An 18635-nucleotide genomic window follows, 5' to 3' on the forward strand; every position below is an offset into this window, starting at 1 on the left:
TATATCTTCTTCCATATCAAGCAATTTTCAGTGGTTACCCTTAATAGAAAGAGGAAAGGCATCCTATGCAATCACTATTTCCTGAGAATGGGGTATGAACTCCTTGCCGACTATGCTACTATAATGTGCTTACGGCTTGCGCTTCTCGTTTGAGCTATTATCAAGAAAACATCAGTCGTCTTATAAAACTAATGGCTTTCCCGTGACTTCTATCCGGTGACAATGTGTGCGTGATAGCCACTATATTACACGCTCAGATAGCCATTTCAACACAATATCGCATTATCCGATGATGAAAACTGTTCGGAATTTCGGGTTTAGCAATCGGCCCATGATAATTTTGCTCAAAAACCAACCGACAGTTTCTATCAATGGAATCAACCTGTATAATCACATTCGCCAATCAGAAAGGCGGAGTCGGCAAGACAACGCTGTGCGCCCTTTTCGCAAGCTACCTTGTGTCAAGGGGGCACAGCGTGACCGTGTTCGACACCGATCCGCAGCAGTCCATCGTCAAGAAACGCACAGCGGACACCGCCACCTATGCAGGAGTGCCGCTGCCTTATAACATATATCCTTTCAGCATGAGCAACGAGCCGGCTCTTATCGCGCTGATCGAGAACCTGCACAACTCAGCCGCCGTGGACTTCGCTCTGTTTGACTCGGCAGGCAGTCTCAACGACCAGGCGTTGCTGGCACTTTTCGCCAATACGGATTATTTGCTGACTCCGTTCCACTATGACAATCTGACCGTACCCTCCACCGCTATATTTGTCGCCATGATAGTCGAATTGAGACGAAGCATCGGAAATGCCATGAAAACGGTACACTATGTAATACCCAATCTTGAAGAACAGGGTGTCGGCACCAAAGAGGAAAAGGAGTTATGGAAGCTCGTGAACAAGAAGCTGAGCGAACACGTGCGTATAGCACCGACCGTTTATAAACGCCAGACACTACGCCGTTTCAGCACAATCTCCGGCATGGACGACCAGATGCTCGTAGTTTCACCGGCCTTCGACCATATTTACAATGACATATTCGGCATACCAAATACAGAAGAAGAATGAACCAGGACACCCCATACCCCAAACTGAACGACCTGCTCGGAGGACTCGGCAACCTTGTTCCCGGAGCGGAGACCATGCCACCGGCACCGGAACAGCATACCGTTCCCGAACCTGAGCCGTCGCCCGACAATGACGATGACTGGGAGCTTTTCAGAAAGAACCTTGCCCTGTATAATTTCAGGGAGAAAAAAGATGACCGCATGATATGCAAGCTCGACCGCGACCTTGCGGACTCCCTCGATGCCTGCGACATCGACCGCAAATGCCGCTCCGATATTGTGAACGCAATAGTCAGGACTTTTGTAAACCGGTATCTTGACAGGCTTCGGCAATTCAGGAAAAACAACAGGTCATTACTCGGCAACACATAAAAACTTACTGGATATGAGAACAATCAAATGGTCTTATGATATGCTCCGCACACTGCGTGAGATGTATCCGCACGACACGAATACACGGATAGCAGCAGCTATCGGTGTGGGTACGAGGTGTGTGGTGGCGAAAGCAGCCGAACTCGGACTTGAAAAGGAACGTGACATCAGACGCAAGGAAGCTGAGAGAATCCTGATGGAGAATTACCGCACTCATTCCCAGTCCGAACTGTCACGCCTGACAGGATTGAGTCTCCGCACCGTCAAACGCATGGCCGGACGTTTGGGACTGAAACGCGATGCCGATGATGCCTCACGGTTCATTTCCTCCAGACGCAAGGAAATAATACGTCGTGAGAGACTGCGCCTGAGGATAGGACTTGCCCCGATAACCAATGTCAAGGTCACAGGCAACCGCCGACGAGCCATCTTACGCAACCGGCTCAAACAATACGGATATGTGGTCATGCGAGGCAATGACACCGTATTTTTCAGTCCTGACATGGCACGCTGTTCAAGACACGAGGACAGAGGCGCATCCCTCGGCCTTACTTTTCTCCCCTTGCCGCAACAACAATCATTCACAACAAAAATAATCTGATAATCATGTTCGGAACTATTTTTACCTGCCTGACAGCCGTACTCATATTATATTATGCAGTCCTTGTCTGTATGGATCTTTTCATAAAGCCTACGGGAGCCGCCGATGAATCCGGCACACCCGATGAAGCTGAGATCGACATATCCGATGAAGCAAACTCATTCAAGGCAATCGAAATCAAGCGCGGTCAACAGAGTGCCAAGAAGCCGGTCAAGGCTCCGGCCGAGAAACCGACCCTCTCCAAGCCGCTGATGACAAATTATCTTCCGGTTGAACAGCTTGCAAGAAAAGCCCGCAACATAACCAGTTCTGAAGATGCCTCCCTCGCCGGCCTCGGAGAAATCATCATCAAATGTGAATCCGCTGCTTGACATCAACTGACTTGCCGCTAACCATATTCGTATAACCCGATACCTCTCTCTCCAACCGATGCCTTTATTGAACTAAGTTGTCTTTACTGCCCGACACTGCCTTTAACGCCCTGCATTGCCTTTAACGCCCGATAACCTTTTCAAGAACTTATCAATCAGCGTATATGCAGAAAATCAAATCAAAGTGTCAGCGTGCTATCTCACGCCTCGGCAACTCAGCCTTCGCCCGTAAGGGTATGCTTGCTATGGGCGCGGTGATGCTCACCGTGTCCGACATGATGGCCGCCAGCAAGGGTGCGGCAGGCTTCACCAAAGCCACACAGGAGGTAAGCTCCTACCAGACCCCTGTCTCCAATCTCATGAAGGCGATCGCCGCAGTGATTGTCCTCGTGGGTGCCTTCAACGTCTATTTCAAGATGCAGAACGGCGACCAGGATGTCAAGAAGACCATCATGCTCACCATCGGCGGCTGTATCGCCTTCATCGCACTGAGCGAGGCTCTTCCGCTCTTCTTCAAGTAAGCAACCGCAGATCCATACAGTCATGGCGATATACAACGACGGCTATCCGGTTTACAAAGGGTTACAGAAACCATTGGAGTTCATGGGAATACGCGGACGTTTCCTGACATTGGCGGCTGCCGCCATAGGAGTGTCCTTCGTGGGGTTCATAGTGTTCTCCATAGCATTGGGAAAGCTCGCGGGGTTTATCGCCATGCTTGTAATGGCCGCCGCAGGGCTGGTGACAATATATGTCAAGCAGCGCGGCGGACTGCACAACAAGCGGAAAGACCGTGGAATCTTTATCTATCACAATTTATTCAAGCACTGAATGGCAAAGGAAAACAAAAAAGTCTTCGACGGGATATACGCCCAGTTGGAGGAAACGGACGGTAATGTGGTGCTGTTCGACGCAAAGGGGGCCCCCTCTGTCATTTTTGAAATGACAAACCCTGTTCTCCGGCTGTGTACCGACTCGGAGCGGTACATGGTATTTCAGGACGTGCTGGCTAACATCGTCCAGACGCTCGGCGAGGGCTATGCCTTGCAGAAGCAGGACATATTCTGCCGCCAGCGTTACCACCGCGACGTGCCCGAAGACGCCGAGTTCCTGACCCGGAGTTATTTCAATTACTTCGAGGGCCGTGAGTTCACTGAAATCACAACCTATCTGATAGTGACACAGGAGGCGCAGCGCGGACAGTTCGTGCAATACGACCCCAAGAAATGGCTCGACTTCCATTCAAAGGTCGCCAAAGTTGACGACATCCTTACCGAGAAAGGGATAAGCCACCGCAAGCTGACAAAGCCGGAGGTCAACGAGTACCTGCACCGCTTCATGGCGTTCCATTTCCAGCACGGCCCATTCTCCATGACAAATTTCAAGGCTTCCGACGAATACCTGCGGACAGGCAGCCGCATTATCCGCTCATATCCCCTTGTGGATATTGACGAAATAAATCTCCCCTCGGTAGTGAAGCCATATACCGAGATGAGTGTCAACGGTTATCCCGTGGCTACCGATGTGTTCTCATTTCTTGCCGAAGTGCCCCACGCCGACTGTGTGGTGTTCAATCAGGTGGTGCAGATACCGGGACAGCGGAAGCTGCTCAGAAAACTGCAAGGTAAGGCGAAACGTCACGGCTCCATGCCCGATCCGAGCAACAAGATAGCGAAAGCCGACATTGAGGAAGTTCTCAACATCCTCGCCGTTGACTCTTCCCTTCTTGTCAACACCAATTTCAACATCATCGTGAGCTGTCCTCCCGACAAGGTTACACCGGTCACATCGTTTCTTGAGACCAAACTCTACGAGTGCGGCATAATGCCGTCACGAACAGCCTACAACCAGCTGGAACTGTTCATCAACTCCTTTCCGGGCTGTGCCTACGGCTTCAATCCCGACTATGACCTGTTCCTCACACTGTCGGACTCGGCACTGTGCCTTTTCTTCAAGGAACACCTCAAAGGGTGCGAGGACACGCCTCTCACCACATTCTACACCGACCGTCAGGGACTCCCGGTGTGCATAGACATAACCGGCAAGGAGGGCAAGGTGAAGATGACCGACAACGCCAACTTCTTCTGCATCGGGCCAAGCGGCAGCGGCAAATCCTTCCACATGAACAGTGTGGTAAGGCAGCTGTTGGAGCAGAACACCGATGTCGTGATGGTCGATACCGGCGACTCCTACGAGGGTATTTGCGGCTATTTCGGCGGCACATATATCTCATACTCAAAGGAGAAGCCTATCTCGATGAACCCGTTTAAGGTGACACGCGAGGAATATGAGCAGAACTTCGGGGAGAAGAAGAATTTTCTCAAATCGCTGATATTCCTGATTTTCAAAGGCAACGAGGCTCCTTCAAAAATTGAGGATATGCTTGTCAACCAGGCCATAGTGGAATATTACGAGGCATATTTCAATCCGTTCACCTCATTTTCCGACACGGAGCGCGAGGGCTTGCGCCAGAAATTGCTTGTGGCAGCCAAGATGGAGGACGACTACGAGAAGTTCGCCACCGATATGCGTGACATCGAGGAACAGATAAACGCCCCTGAACCGGAGACCAAGACAACCGTCCGCGCCCTCATACTCCCTTCGGAGGAACGGCGCAACAAGATTATCCGCCAGTGCCGGGCACTGAGGGCCATGATTGTTGACCGTGCCACTACCGAGGCGGAGAAAGAGAAAGCTGCCTCAAAGATTGAGGTATATAAGAAAGAGCTGCACGAGACCTCGATGCTGATGAAGATTGACAAGCAGATAGACCACATGGAGGAGCAGAAACGCCGCCTCAAAGTGCCGTCGCTCTCCTTCAACACCTACTACGAGTTCGCCCTTGAACGGATACCGCAGATCACATCGCTGGAGAAGATACATTTCGACATACGAGACTTTGCCGCTATCCTCAAACAGTTCTACCGTGGTGGAGAGCTGGAGGTGACGCTCAACTCCGACCTTGACACCAATCTTTTCGACGAGCGGTTCATTGTCTTTGAGATTGACAAGATAAAGGATGACCCCGTGCTTTTCCCGATCATCGTGCTGATAATCATGGACGTGTTTCTTCAGAAAATGCGTATCAAGAAAGGACGCAAGGCCCTGATAATCGAGGAGGCATGGAAAGCGATAGCCTCGCCCACTATGGCGGAGTACATAAAGTTCCTGTATAAGACCGTCCGCAAGTTCCACGGCATAGCCGGTGTGGTGACACAGGAGCTTAACGATGTGATCGACTCTCCCATCGTTAAGGAGGCGATAATCAACAACTCCGATGTGAAGATATTGCTCGACCAGTCGAAATTCAAGGACAGATACAGCGACATAGCGGCCATACTCGGACTGACGCCTATTCAGAAGCAGCAGATATTCACAGTCAACGCCCTCAATAACAAGGAGGGACGCAACTACTTCAAAGAGGTGTGGATATGCCGCGGCCAGAACTCCGATGTGTATGGCGTCGAGGAGCCGCCGGAATGTTACTGGGCCTACACCACCGAGCGGGCCGAGAAAGAGGCTCTGAAAATATATCTCCGTCATTACGGCACCATGCAGGAGGCGATAACCAACATCGAGGCCGACCGCAAGAGAGCCGGAATATCCAATTATCTTGATTTTGCCCGTAAGGTCAACCAACAACAGAAAGTAATGTCGCTATGGTAAATCCAAAACATAATTCACAATACGCCATGCGTAATCTCATGCTGATTATATGCGTGACGTGCTTTTTCGGCACTGCCTCGGCTTGGAAAGTGGTGATCGACCCGTACTGCCTGAAAGCGGTGACAACCAATCTCGCATCGCAGAAAGCCATCGAGGATCAGCACAACAGGAGACTCGACTCCATATCCGCAAAGCAGAACAAGCTGGAGCAATACACCGTGAGCATGGCTACCATCACCGAACTCTACAAGGTGACTATGGAGAATATCTCAGGCTTCGGCACCGAGAGCAAATATTATGTGGAGATAGGACTGTGCGCCTTCGACATAGTTAAGAGCGTGCCGGAACTGGTAAAGACCGTAAGCAAGGCCAAGTTCACCAACAAGGCTCTCTGCCTTAACGAACTCGGCAACCTCACGGCCCAGACACAGCAGCTTGTGGCCGACTTCATCAATATAGTCAACAACGGCAAGGTTCAGAATCCCCTCAAAGGCCAGGCCACCGCCGCAACCAAGAGCGACGGATACAATCTCCTTGACCGTTACGACCGACTGACGGTAGCCAACAGGATATACACCGACCTTCTTGAAATCCGCTACAAGGTTCAGGCTATGATGGCTATGGCTCAGTACGCCACAAAAGATGACCTGTTTTTCGCCATAGACCCGGAGGGCTGGGCCAACATGAAAGTCATGCAGAATCAGGTCGGTATGCTGATACTCAACTGGAACGGACTGCGGATTATAAAATGACGGAGCCATTATGATACGCAAACTTACAACTCTCGTTCTTGTGGCTCTGCTTCTTTCCTTCAAGTCATTCGCCTTCGACTTCCCGAAAGACCTGCCGACATTCGAGGCACTTATGGCTCTGCACAAGGCTGTCAAGAAAGATGAAGACCAGGCGTTGGCACGCATAGCCACGAGCTTCGGGGAGCAATCGCTTGTCACCAAAGGGGCGGAGAAGTTCAATGATGTACGCTCGACGCTCGACACCAAACTCAACAACACATACTCATACGTGATACTCGCCGCTGCCATATCCTCGACCGCCAGCTCACTCTATCTGCTGACAAAGGAGTACAAGGACTTTACGGTAAACACCTACAAGTATGTGACCATGAAGCCTTTTGTCGCGTGGTACTATGCCGACGCCAACCTTGCCATAGCACGCGAGATAAAGCACGCCCAGAAACTCTACGCTACCGTGGCCGCCTCCGGCATAAACCTCATGAAAGCCTCGATGGACGAGAAGATGAACCTTGTCATGTCGTTGAAGGACACCATAGAGAACGCCCGGCGGATTATCGACAACGCCAACCTGTGGTGCTACCTCATGACAAACTGCGGCTGGAAGCCTGACTACATCTGGGAGATACTCACCTCCGATGTCAAGGACGAGATTGTGGGAGCGGTAATCAACAAGTGGAACCAATAAACATATACCGATCATGAAATTCAGAACAATCACCGCATTATCGCTCGCCCTGCTCATCGCGGCACTCCCGGCGGCGGTATCGGCCAAGACGCCCAAAATCCATGACGACCAGAAGGAGAAGCAATGGCAGTCGATGGAGAACGGGCCGTGGGGCTTCGCTCCCGACTGGTACTATTATTTCCTGCACAAGAATTATTCCGGCGCGGAAATGTACTGGAAGTGGGCCGGCTTCAAATCCGGCTACCGCGTCCGCTTCAAGGAGGAGAAATCAAATGTAAAACGCATCATGCCCGTGCGTGTCACGGCGGAAGAGACCCAGCGGCAGAAACTCTCTAAAGTTGAGAAAGAGCGTGCATACGTCGAATCTCTCTACAAGGAGGAACTGGCACGCGAGGCTGACCGGGCTGTCGATGTCACCTATTCGATCTACAAGGACGAGTTCAGCCGTATGCAGGACTGTATCGCCGACGGGCTTCTCTACTGCCTTAACAAGAGCAAGGGAAAGATGAAGTATCAGGTTGACGAGCTGTCGCGGCAGAACGAGATCATCTGCGCCAATATCGCCTATATCCATAAACAGGGTGTCGGCTACGGGCTGGAGAATGCAAAGCGTCAGCAGGCATACGAGGAGGCAAAGTCCGAGATGGGAAAACTGGTGTCGCGCACCGCCCGCCTCGCGGCAGTGGCAGCCACCCACTACTAACATTAACCTGACTAATTGAAAACTATATGACTTTATTATCAATACTCTGCACAATGGGGCTTCCGGCTATCGACCAGAGCCTCGACAAGCTGCTTGTGGCGATGGAGGCGTTTCCGAATGTGGCGATTTTAGGCGATACAATCAGCTTCGCCCGTATGCTCGGACTGTTGCTCGCCCTGTGCGTAGGCTCATACGAGTGCTGGATGATGATGCTCGGACGGCGAGGCATGGACGTGATGAAGCTGCTCCGCATCATAGGCATATCAATGTGCATATCATCTTCATCATGGATATGCTCGGCTCTCCAGATGCCAGGCAAGTCTTTGGAAGCCACCACTAAGTCAATGGCTATGGCGAAGAACAAGGAGGTCGCGGCACTGGAGCTGAAAGTGGCCCAGAAGCAAGGCGAGTACCTTGAACGCCTCCGTGCAGTGCAGGATTCAATATCCACTGCAAAACAGGTGGCGTCCATAGGCGAGGACGCGAACTGGTGGGACAAACTCGTGTATAACGTGGAAAACCTCGGCGAGACCATCAACAACTACGCCCAGCGTGCGGCGGTGGCCGCTGAGACAAAGGTAAGCGAATGGATAAACGACGTGATACGCTTTGTCGGGGAGCTGATTTTCCAGATGTCCTACTACGGCATACTTGTGGCGCAGAGGATATTCATAGCGATAATGATTGTGTTCTGCCCCATAATGTTCGCCCTGTCACTCGCTCCGCCGTGGAACTCGGCATGGAGCCAATGGATGTCAAAATTCCTCTCCCTCACGTTATGGGGCTTCGTGACCTATATGTGCCTGTACTATATAGACTTCATACTGATGTATAATCTTCAGGAGGATCTGGTGGCCTACAACCACCTGTTGCACGGTGCTGTCAACTCATGGGAGCAGATAGGCGCGCTCGGTTTGCAGGGCATAGGCTCCAACTGCATGTACGCTATGGGTATGCTTGTCGGGGCCTATATCATACGCTTCGTTCCCGAAGTCGCCTCATGGCTTATACCCGGCGGTGTCAGCAGCGGTGCCGCCTCTCCCTCAGGCAGTGTCGCTATGGGCGCGGCGATGATGGGCGGCTCGGCGGCTCTCAAAGCCACCAACGTGACCCGGAACGTGGCCGGTTCAATCGGCGCACAGGCAGGAAGAAATCTGAAACACACCCCTTAATCCGACTAACAAGATTATCATGCTGATAAAATCCCTTGAACAGAAAACACGGCTCGCAATGATGACGGTAATGGCAACCATAATAGGTTGCGCCGCCATCTGCGGGTTCACCGTGTGGCGTTGCGTGTCGCTCGTGACCGAGGAGCGCAAGCAGATATATATTCTTGACGGCGACATACCGTTCCTTGCCGAGCGTGCCGGACTTGAAGCCAATTTCATCATGGAGGCGAAAGCGCATATCCAGCTCTTCCACCAGTATTTTTTCAATCTCCCTCCCGACAACGACTATATCAAGTGGACTGTCGGCAAGGCCATGTATATGGCTGACGGCACCGCCCTGAAGCAGAAGCAGGCCCTTGACGAGAACGGCTTTTACTCCGACATCATATCATCTTCGGCTGTCTGCACCATAATCTGCGACTCTATCCAGTTCGACGAGCATACACGCAAGTTCAGCTACTACGGGACGCAGATTATCAAGAGGCGCACGCGCGACCTCAAACGCACCATGCTCACCACCGGCTATGTGGAGAATGTGCCACGTACCCAGAACAATCCCCACGGACTGATGATAACCAACTGGCGTACTCTTGAAAACAAAGACCTTGACTATTGATATAATGCTCAATTCTTAATGCACAATGCACAATATGAAATCAATACGTAAGACTTTCAGCGACAACCGAAGGAAAGCACATGGCGCAATACGCTCATGGCTCCGGCCTAAGATGGGAGCCATAGGCACACGCTACCGTCTGGCCGCCCGGATAAGGAAAGCCAATTCATGGGCTACGCGACACCCTCGCCGGACTTTCGGCTATGTCGTCGGCTCCCTGCTGATGATACTCTTGTGCGACATCATAGTGACCGGGGCACGGATGGAATCTCAGGAGCCGGAACTGCAATCCATCGCCAAAGTCGAGCCTATCTTCAGCGGCTTCCGCACCATTCAGGCCAACAAGGAGGCGCAACGCCGACGGCTCATGGAGATAACCGGCGACGGTCAGGCGGTCAAGCATGAACTTGACTCCCTTATCGCCATTCCACACAAGAGCCATGACGACTCAATAGGCATAATACGCCGGTACAGGCAGCTCGAACAGATTGTTAAATCCCTCAAACATAACGACAACAATGAAAAGAATTAATTTCAGACAACCGAAGTATATCTTCCCTGCGGTGATTTTCGTGCCGCTGTGTGCGCTGATATATTTCGCTATGGAGACTTTCGGCGGCGGTGGCGATGACCCTCAGGCCGTAGCGACAGACCGTATCAACTCCACTCTGCCGGAGGCCAACGCCGAGGCTCCCGGTGACAAGATGTTCGAGATGTCACGCCGCTTCGGTGACGAGGACGCCTTTACCGCCGTGGGCGCGCTCGGCGAGGAACAGGAGGAACGCGAGGCTCTTGAACACGGCTACACCGAGGACGAGCTGAACCGTCTCGACGCGGCCGAGGCCGAACGTATCCGTCAGCAGCAGGAGCTGGAGGAACTGGAGCGTTCCCTTGCTGAATCGCGCCGGCATATCAACTCATACGCCTACGGCGACGGCTATAATCCTGCCGACCATGAACCTGCCGTTGACCCCCGGAGCGAATATGTACGCGACCTTGAGGCGATACAGCAGCGCAGCTACGAGCGTCAGAAAGCTATCGAGGCCGGACTTGGCATAGGACAGTCCGACCCGGAGGAAGCCATGCGCCAGCACCGGGCCGACTCCATGGCAAGGGCGCGGGAGATAGAGCGTGAGAAGAACCGCCCATTGCTTGTACTCAAATCACGGGAGACAAATGCCGACAAGTTCAATACCGTGGGTAGTTCGGCCGATAATGTCGATGCTCCGCTTATCCGTGCCATGATCGACAAGACAACAAAGGCGCACGAGGGCACGAGGCTACGCTTCAAGTTGCTCGACGATGTAACAATACATGATGTGAGGCTTGCCAAAGGCACATATCTGTACGGCACTGTCACCGGCTTCGGCCAACAGCGTGTCCGCGCTGCCATCACTTCAATTCTTGTAGGCGGAAAGTTCCTGAAAGTGAATCTTTCGGTGTTCGACAACGACGGCATGGAGGGCTTCTATGTCCCGGAGTCAGCTTTCCGCGATTTTATGAAAGAGGCGGGTGCCAGCACAGTGCAGCAGAATATCAGTTTTGAGTCCGAGAGCGGCTACGGCTCCGGAATCTCCGGCGAGGCCATCGCTTTGCAGGCTCTCCAGAATATGTATAACTCGGCGACTTCCGCTGTGTCGGCCAATATCCGCAAGAACAAGGCGAAAATCAAATACAACACCATCGTTTACCTTATCAATTCAGACGAAGCATATTAACCGGTAATCAACCAACCCATTATGAAAGATAGAATAATTGCAGCGACCCTCGCGCTATGCGCCGTCGCAATCCCGGCGACAGCCAAAGAGAAGATCATTGTCAACTCGGAAGTGACAACCCATATCGTCATGCCTGAGAATATCAAGATGGTGGACTTATCCACAACAAAGATTATCGGCAACCAGTGCGCCGACAACATCGTGCGTATCAAGCCGTTCATAGAAGCGGACTCCGTACCCACCCACTACCGCGAGGGTGAGCTGATGGGTACTCTCACACTCATCGGCGAGCGGCATCTGGCACAGTACGATGTGGTATATACCGCTTCTCCCTCACGTGCCGCCTCTATCCACCGTGTGCCATACGCCGGGTTGGACTCCTACATCAATCCGGAGGTATCCATGCCTCAGTCGGAAATGGCACGTTACGCCTGGGCCGTATATGGCAGTGGCCGAAAATACAATCAGGTGGTGTCGAAAGCCAACGGCATGAAGGCGATTGTCAACAACATCTATTCGATAGGCGATTATTTCTTCATCGACTATTCCCTTCAGAACAGCACGAAGATAGCATACGACATCGCCGAGGTGCGAGTGAAGCTCACTGACAAGAAGGAGGTCAAGGCCACAAACTCGCAGACAGTGGAATTGTCGCCGGTATATTCGCTGAACCTTGCCAGGAAGTTCAAGAAGAACTACCGCAACGTGCTTGTGCTCGACAAGCTGACTTTCCCGGACGAGAAGGTGCTCCGCATCGAAATATCTGAGAACCAGATAAGCGGACGTGTCATAACCCTTACCGTGGAGTATGACGATATTCTCAACGCCGACGGCTTCGACTCCGACATACTCAAAAATCTGCCGTTTAACTATTCACCCCATATCTACAAATAATCCGGCACTATGAAAAAGATACTGTTCGCAATCATCTGTGCGGTGGCTTCTATCACGGCCACAGCGCAGGAAAACAAGATAGCCGTCAACGCCGGCTTCCTGTTCCCGTCAACTCTCAACGCTACCGTGGGCTACGAGAGGTCGTTCACCTACGGCAACGCCGTGGAGGTCTATGGCGAGATTGGCAATCACTGGAAATCGGGCGAGGGTCAGTTCTGGAAAGGGTACTATTGGGACGGGGGCATAATCTACAAACACCGTCTGCACCGTTACAAGAACGGCAGCTTCCGTGTCCGCTTCGGTCCTCAGTTCGGAGCGGTGGAGAGAAAGTTTTTCATCGGTATCGAGGGGGGCTTTGAATACAACTATGTGTTTCAGAATGGGTGCGAGTTCTCGATCATACAGAAGAATAATGTAAATTTCCTGCATGGCGACACGTTCCGCAACGGCCTCATGCTCGGATTCAAGATACCGTTCTGAAATCAGCCGAACAATTCCGAATGGGAGCCGAGACGCACAAGATTGATCTCATCTGTGTCCGGGTCAAACCATATCAAAAGGAAATCACCTTCGATATGGCACTCCATGTGGCCGGCATAATTTCCCGTCAGAGGGTGAGGCCGGTTTTCTTCCGGTATCGGCTCCTCATTTTGTAGCAACTCCAGAATCCTGAACAGTTTTTCAACCTTTTTCGGATTATTGCGGAAACGCTTGTAGTCTTTCTTGTATTGAGTGCCGGGTTTGAGTTTTTTCATAATCCCATGGATTTTTCCATCGCCTCAATCGAGGAAAGATTCAGGGCCGGCTCGTTGCGGAGACGTCCGCTTGCCGCCTCTTCCATTGCCTCAAGTGTAACAGCATTAGGCTCGTGGTAGGCGGCATCAAGTAGAACAGTCTCAACATAATTGTTAAGGCTGCGGTTCTGCCGTTTTGCAAGCTGCTTCAATCTTTCAATGAGTTCCACTGAAAGGCGGAAGCTCTGGTTCTTTTTCAGTGCTATTTCCATATCCATATTATTTTATACTGCAAAGTTAGTGTAAATGTATTACAAAAACAATAATTCTACCATATAAGTTCCCAGACTATGGCTTTTGAAGAAACAAAGGAACAGCAACAGATGTATAACTACTTCCGTAGCTGTATCTACATATTCCTGATTATCGAGATTGTGATGAACCTGCCTATCACGGCTGACAACCGCGTGACGCAGTTCATACTCGACCTGCTCGGACGCTTCAAGGTGTTCAACTCCGTGGCCGGGTGCAAAGTTGCCGAGCTTGTCTGCATCTGTGTGGTTTGTATCGGCACCAAAGCGAAAAAGGCGTTGAAGTTCAATCTGAAGACTATGGTGGTATATCCGGTGCTTGCAGGTCTCACTCTCGTGGGACTGTGCTTCATTTTCCATCACGGCACATGGGGTATGTCGCTCTTCGGCTTCCCGGCAAGCCGTGTCCTGTATGCCTTCTGCTCGGTGGTCGGCACCATGCTCGTTCACCAGGGACTTGACGGTATCGCCAAGTATTACAACCACAAGGTCGGCGAGGACAGGTTTAATTTTGAGAATGAATCTTTTGAACAGTCCCGTCAGGAGGTCAATACCCCTTATTCAGTGAACATCCCGATGATATTCTACTGGAAAAAGCGTATGCACAACGGCTACATCAACATTATCAATCCGTTCCGAGGCACGATTGTATTGGGTACTCCCGGCTCCGGCAAGTCTTTCGGCATCATAGATCCGTTCATTAGGCAGCACGCAAGAAAGGGCTTCGCCATGATGGTATATGATTATAAGTTCCCGACGCTTGCCAAGACGCTTTTCTATCAGTATTGCAAGAATTTGCACTATGGCAACCTGCCGAATGGCTGCGGTTTTCGCATAGTCAATTTTACCGATGTCGAGTATTCCAACCGTATCAATCCAATCCAGCGTAAATACATTCCCGACCTCGCGGCGGCTTCGGAGACGGCGGCCACGCTTCTTGCCTCGCTCAACAAGGGCGGTGGCGAGAAAAAGGGCGGCTCGGAGGCTTTCTTCACCTACTCGGCAGAGAATTTCCTCGCGGCGATCATATATTTCTTTGTAAATTTCCACCCGACAGGTTTTCTGAAAGGGAAAAAACTGAAACGCTACATATCGCACGAGGGCAAGAAATTGGAGCTTGTGATACGCAACTGGGACGATTTCAACGCTCTGGACGAGAACGGCGAGGTCATGCTTGACTTCGTGAACGAGAACGGACGCGACGTATCCACCGACGAGGACAAGATGTTCGTTGACCTTAACGGCTTCTCCTATATTGACCGCATGGGTAAGCTGATACTGATTGACCGCTGCTGGTATGAGGACGAGAACGGAAACGAGGTTGAGCCGGACACCATCACAGGTGAGTTTTCGGATATGCCCCATGTGCTGTCGTTCCTCGGCCGCAAGTATTCTGAGGTGTTCGACATTCTGATGATGGACGATAAGATAGCCTCGCTGATGGCTCCCTTCAAGTCCGCATACGAGAACAAAGCCAACGACCAGCTTGAAGGTATGGTGGGTACCCTCCGCGTAAATGCAGCACGCCTTGTATCTCCTGAAGCCTATTGGGTATTCACCGGCGATGATTTTGACTTGAAGATTTCCGACCCGGTGAGTCCGAGCTATCTTGTGATTGCCAACGACCCCGAAAAGGAACAGGTCATCGGCTCTCTGAACGCTCTTGTGCTTAACCGTCTGATAACCCGTGTCAATTCCAAAGGCAACATCCCTGTCAGTATCATAGTTGACGAGCTTCCCACTCTGTACTTCCACAAGATAGACCGATTGATCGGCACGGCACGAAGCAACAAAGTTGCCGTGACCCTCGGTTTTCAGGAGCTTCCGCAGTTGGAGGCTGACTACGGCAAGGTAGGTATGCAGAAGATTATCACAACCTGCGGCAACATATTCATGGGTGCGGCACGAAACAAGGAGACTCTTGAATGGGCGCAGAATGATGTTTTCGGTAAAGCAAAGCAGACATCGACATCAATCACCATAAACGACCAGAAAATCTCAACCTCCATTTCCGAGAAGATGGACTATCTCGTTCCGGCGGCGAAAATCGCTGACATGGCTACGGGCTGGCTTGCAGGGCAGGCGGCACGTGACTTCACGGCCACAGATGAAAAGATGCTGTCGCATTTCGACATCGAGGACTCGGAGGAGTTCAAGACAACCAAGTATTTCTGCAAGACGCACTTCGATATGGCACGTATCAAGGAGGAGGAATCCAACTATGTGGAGTTGCCTAAAATCTATTCTTTCGACAGTGAGCGTGAGAAGGAGATTATGCTCAACCGCAATTTCAAACGTGTGAACCAGGAGGTGGCCGATATGGTGAAGGAACTCCTCGGTACTGAATAACAAATTTTTTATCATGCAAACTACCGCCAAAATATCCGTTCCCCTCTCGCTCCGCTTATCCGGGAGTGCGTTGAAGATTATCGCCATTCTCTCGATGGTGACCGACCATTGCGCCTACTTCCTTATGGAGTCGGACACTCCGATGTACGACTGTCTGCGATGCTTCGGCAGGATAGCGTTCCCTGTGTTCGCTTTCCTTGTTGCCGAGGGGTTCGCACATAGCCGCGACCGCATGAGATATTTTCTGATACTTGTGCTTGCCGGTGTAGTCAGCGAAGTGCCGTGGTATCTGCTCAACGGAGCGGACGGCACGCATAATGTCATGTTCACTCTCTCCCTCGGAGTTGTGGCACTCGCCATATTCGACCGTATGTGCGAACATGGGCCGCTGTCGTTCATCGGCGTGGCAGGTATCGCTGTTCTGACATGGTGGCTCGGAACGGATTATGACTGGCGCGGTATTCTGATGATAGCGATGTTCTACATTCTCCGGCACCAGACTATGCGTCCGTGGCTGGAGCGTTCATCGACACATTTTCCCTCGCAGGCTATTCTTCAGATTATATTCACTTTTCCCCTGATGGCTCACTACGGCATAGCCGGTGCGTTGCTCGCCTCCGGAATAATTTTCCTATATGACGGCACCCGTGGCTTTATCCGTAGTAAACCGTCCAAATACAGCTTCTACGCCATTTATCCGGCACATCTGATGTTGCTATCGCTATTCAGTTGATCTACTAAGGATAATCTCTACTACGAATAAAGACACTATCGGTAACTTCTGCAAAATTACCGATAGTGTTTTTGGTTTTGGATTATCCATTACATGAAGCATATATAAGGATAAATCGTATAGTCAGGTGCATTTCAGAGATTTCCCGATTGGTGACAATTTTTATTTTTGTCATTTGAACCGGATTATTACATGAAATTACATGATGACCATGCCTTCACGAAGGGCTTTCTCCGTTTCTTCACCCTTTGCTATCCTGACTACGGCAAGGGCAAATTCAAGAGTGGTGCCGGGGCCTTTCGAGGTTATGAGACGGTCAGTGATAACCACGTTATCATCGGAATATGTGCCACCGTTCTTTTCAAACTCATCTTTCAGGAATGGATAACCTGTTGCCGGAGTTCCTGAGATAATTCCGAGCGGGCCGAGAACGAGAGCCGGAGCTGCACAGATTGCGGCGATTTTGCCACCATTCTCCCAATGTGCCGTTACGATGTTCTGAAGTTCTTTGTCGAGATTTACGGCAGCTTCGCTTTTGTCCGCGCCCGGAAATACGAGCCAGTCAATCTGCGAGGGATTAAGGTCAGCAACCGTCATGTCTGCTACAATATTGTTTCCAGTTGCACCTCTTACAAGACGGTTCTCCGTCATTGATACGGTATAAACCTCCATTCCTGCACGACGCATCACATCCACAGGCGCGATGGCTTCGATCTCGTCAAAGCCGGTTCCGAGCATCACAAACGTAGCCTTTCCCTCAGGCTTAACCGATGCCGGAATTTTGATACTGGTTTCAGTCATAATTTGAGTATTCATTATGTTTTTGTTAACTTTGCAAAGGATAACAGCTACCCTTTGGATAGTGCAAAGTTATATATCAAAACACTGCTCCGCAAGAGGTTACTTTGAAAGTAGCCACTTACTTCAAACTCACTTTTAGTCAGTATCAACAAGATGAAGACCGAAAAAATTTCAGAAAAATATTCGTGTGTGGCAACGTGCCCCATGCGCAACGTAATAGCTCACTTCGCCAACAAGTGGTCGATGCTTCTTCTCGTCATTCTTAATGAGTTCGGAGTCATGCGGTTCAATGAATTGTCCCGTGCAATCCCGGACATATCTCCCAAAGTTCTTTCAGGACATCTGAAGACCCTCGAATCTGTCGGGCTTGTCAAGCGAATACTCTATGCTGAGGTTCCACCACGCACCGAGTATGAACTTACCGAACTGGGTAAATCACTTATCCCTATTCTCAATCAACTCTCCGAATGGGGCAGGCAGAACTTGAAAACCGTAACGAGGTATTTGAAGAATAGTCAATAATCCAACAGACGGCCGAAATCGTGCCAGTCGCCAATCATTTCACCTTTGGCACTTGCCTCGATCAGTTTTTGCAGGCGACTGTTGAACAGTTCAGGCTTTGATTTTACCCTGTGGATATTGTCTATCCTCACCCGCTGGTAGAGTGACGGCATAGCCTGAAAGTTCTCCCAAGCAAAGGGAGTTTTCTTGAAGGCAGTGATAATCTCCGGCATAATCTCAAATTTTGCATTGAGGTCGGGACAAGCCTTGCGCCCGCTTTCGGTCATCAGTCTTAATTTTTCCAACCTGCGGCATCGCTCCTTGTTGAGTTCAGTCCATTTGCCGGATTTGGTTCTCGGTCCGAAGCGTTGCAGCGGCTCGCCGTTGACGCTTTTCAATGTAGAGTCAATCCACCCGAAACATAGAGCCTCCTCGACGGCATCAAGATACCAGAGCGCGTCCTCCGGCTGAGTTTTACCACGCTTCGCCACCACCCAGCACTCCCGCTCTGTGGCATGATTCTCAATCAGCCACTGTCGGAACTGCGCCCTGTCTTTGATGTCGAGGATATTTACGGGTGTCATGCA

General features: G+C 51.0%; 23 protein-coding genes. 19 read left to right on the forward strand and 4 right to left on the reverse strand.

Annotated elements, in window-relative coordinates:
• The first annotated feature begins 371 nt into the window (after nt 1–371).
• From QGT73_RS06040 to QGT73_RS06115, 16 genes are all read left to right on the forward strand, one after another.
• Nucleotides 372–1070, forward strand: a complete 699-nt coding sequence (locus tag QGT73_RS06040; protein WP_016277694.1) for a ParA family protein — start codon at nt 372–374, stop codon at nt 1068–1070.
• The gene (locus QGT73_RS06045) at nt 1067–1441 is read left to right on the forward strand and encodes a hypothetical protein (protein ID WP_016277693.1); all 375 of its coding nucleotides are present in this window, start codon (nt 1067–1069) and stop codon (nt 1439–1441) included. Before QGT73_RS06040 ends, QGT73_RS06045 begins: the two co-directional genes overlap by 4 nt.
• Before the next feature lie 13 nt (nt 1442–1454).
• The gene (locus QGT73_RS06050) at nt 1455–2042 is read left to right on the forward strand and encodes a hypothetical protein (protein ID WP_016277692.1); all 588 of its coding nucleotides are present in this window, start codon (nt 1455–1457) and stop codon (nt 2040–2042) included.
• A 71-nt stretch (nt 2043–2113) separates the two neighbouring features.
• Complete coding sequence (locus QGT73_RS06055) at nt 2114–2413, forward strand: hypothetical protein (RefSeq protein WP_123617527.1); 300 nt, start codon at nt 2114–2116, stop codon at nt 2411–2413.
• Between the two features lie 164 nt (nt 2414–2577).
• A complete protein-coding gene (locus tag QGT73_RS06060) occupies nt 2578–2934 on the forward strand; it encodes a DUF4134 domain-containing protein (protein ID WP_016277690.1) in 357 nt (118 codons plus the stop codon).
• A 22-nt stretch (nt 2935–2956) separates the two neighbouring features.
• Nucleotides 2957–3244 (forward strand): DUF4133 domain-containing protein, encoded by a 288-nt coding sequence (locus QGT73_RS06065; protein WP_032942047.1) that lies wholly within the window; start codon nt 2957–2959, stop codon nt 3242–3244.
• On the forward strand, nt 3245–6079 hold the full coding sequence (locus QGT73_RS06070) for a TraG family conjugative transposon ATPase (RefSeq protein ID WP_016277688.1): 2835 nt from the start codon (nt 3245–3247) through the stop codon (nt 6077–6079).
• 26 nt (nt 6080–6105) lie between these two features.
• Entirely contained in the window at nt 6106–6831 is a 726-nt protein-coding gene (locus tag QGT73_RS06075; RefSeq protein WP_016277687.1) for a hypothetical protein, read from the forward strand.
• Between the two features lie 10 nt (nt 6832–6841).
• Nucleotides 6842–7516, forward strand: a complete 675-nt coding sequence (locus QGT73_RS06080) for a hypothetical protein (protein WP_016277686.1) — start codon at nt 6842–6844, stop codon at nt 7514–7516.
• Nucleotides 7517–7529: 13 nt separating this feature from the next.
• The gene (locus tag QGT73_RS06085) at nt 7530–8219 is read left to right on the forward strand and encodes a DUF5045 domain-containing protein (protein WP_016277685.1); all 690 of its coding nucleotides are present in this window, start codon (nt 7530–7532) and stop codon (nt 8217–8219) included.
• Between the two features lie 26 nt (nt 8220–8245).
• Nucleotides 8246–9391, forward strand: a complete 1146-nt coding sequence (locus QGT73_RS06090) for a TraJ family protein (RefSeq protein ID WP_016277684.1) — start codon at nt 8246–8248, stop codon at nt 9389–9391.
• A gap of 19 nt (nt 9392–9410) precedes the next feature.
• Nucleotides 9411–10007: a conjugative transposon protein TraK gene (gene traK, locus QGT73_RS06095; RefSeq protein WP_103983131.1), complete on the forward strand. Its 597-nt coding sequence runs from the start codon at nt 9411–9413 to the stop codon at nt 10005–10007.
• A 34-nt stretch (nt 10008–10041) separates the two neighbouring features.
• On the forward strand, nt 10042–10539 hold the full coding sequence (locus tag QGT73_RS06100; protein WP_032941577.1) for a hypothetical protein: 498 nt from the start codon (nt 10042–10044) through the stop codon (nt 10537–10539).
• The gene (locus QGT73_RS06105; protein WP_016278707.1) at nt 10526–11725 is read left to right on the forward strand and encodes a conjugative transposon protein TraM; all 1200 of its coding nucleotides are present in this window, start codon (nt 10526–10528) and stop codon (nt 11723–11725) included. The genes QGT73_RS06100 and QGT73_RS06105 overlap by 14 nt, the downstream gene beginning before the upstream one ends.
• Before the next feature lie 21 nt (nt 11726–11746).
• Nucleotides 11747–12619, forward strand: a complete 873-nt coding sequence (gene traN / locus QGT73_RS06110) for a conjugative transposon protein TraN (RefSeq protein ID WP_016278706.1) — start codon at nt 11747–11749, stop codon at nt 12617–12619.
• A 9-nt stretch (nt 12620–12628) separates the two neighbouring features.
• Nucleotides 12629–13099, forward strand: coding sequence for a hypothetical protein (locus tag QGT73_RS06115; protein WP_016278705.1), 471 nt, complete (start codon nt 12629–12631; stop codon nt 13097–13099).
• Nucleotides 13100–13101: 2 nt separating this feature from the next.
• Here the strand turns inward: QGT73_RS06115 and QGT73_RS06120 are convergent, their stop codons facing one another.
• Nucleotides 13102–13374 (reverse strand): type II toxin-antitoxin system YafQ family toxin, encoded by a 273-nt coding sequence (locus tag QGT73_RS06120; protein ID WP_016278704.1) that lies wholly within the window; start codon nt 13372–13374, stop codon nt 13102–13104.
• Entirely contained in the window at nt 13371–13631 is a 261-nt protein-coding gene (locus QGT73_RS06125; protein ID WP_280121842.1) for a toxin-antitoxin system protein, read from the reverse strand. Before QGT73_RS06125 ends, QGT73_RS06120 begins: the two co-directional genes overlap by 4 nt.
• A 72-nt stretch (nt 13632–13703) precedes the next feature.
• On the opposite strand from QGT73_RS06125, the gene QGT73_RS06130 reads away from it, so the two are divergent.
• Nucleotides 13704–16013, forward strand: coding sequence for a type IV secretory system conjugative DNA transfer family protein (locus tag QGT73_RS06130; protein WP_016278702.1), 2310 nt, complete (start codon nt 13704–13706; stop codon nt 16011–16013).
• Between the two features lie 13 nt (nt 16014–16026).
• Entirely contained in the window at nt 16027–16746 is a 720-nt protein-coding gene (locus QGT73_RS06135; RefSeq protein WP_217968217.1) for a TraX family protein, read from the forward strand.
• 198 nt (nt 16747–16944) lie between these two features.
• Here the strand turns inward: QGT73_RS06135 and QGT73_RS06140 are convergent, their stop codons facing one another.
• Nucleotides 16945–17547, reverse strand: a complete 603-nt coding sequence (locus QGT73_RS06140; protein ID WP_016278700.1) for a DJ-1 family glyoxalase III — start codon at nt 17545–17547, stop codon at nt 16945–16947.
• Nucleotides 17548–17700: 153 nt separating this feature from the next.
• Here QGT73_RS06140 and QGT73_RS06145 point away from each other — a divergent pair, with 153 nt between their 5' ends.
• Nucleotides 17701–18069: a winged helix-turn-helix transcriptional regulator gene (locus QGT73_RS06145; protein ID WP_032941562.1), complete on the forward strand. Its 369-nt coding sequence runs from the start codon at nt 17701–17703 to the stop codon at nt 18067–18069.
• On the opposite strand, the gene QGT73_RS06150 is transcribed toward QGT73_RS06145, so the two are convergent.
• Complete coding sequence (locus QGT73_RS06150) at nt 18063–18632, reverse strand: YdeI/OmpD-associated family protein (protein ID WP_016278698.1); 570 nt, start codon at nt 18630–18632, stop codon at nt 18063–18065. The genes QGT73_RS06145 and QGT73_RS06150 overlap by 7 nt on opposite strands.
• Nucleotides 18633–18635: the final 3 nt, after the last annotated feature.

It is taken from the genome of Duncaniella muricolitica, from assembly GCF_910574735.1.
Taxonomy (GTDB): Bacteria; Bacteroidota; Bacteroidia; order Bacteroidales; family Muribaculaceae; genus Duncaniella; species Duncaniella muricolitica.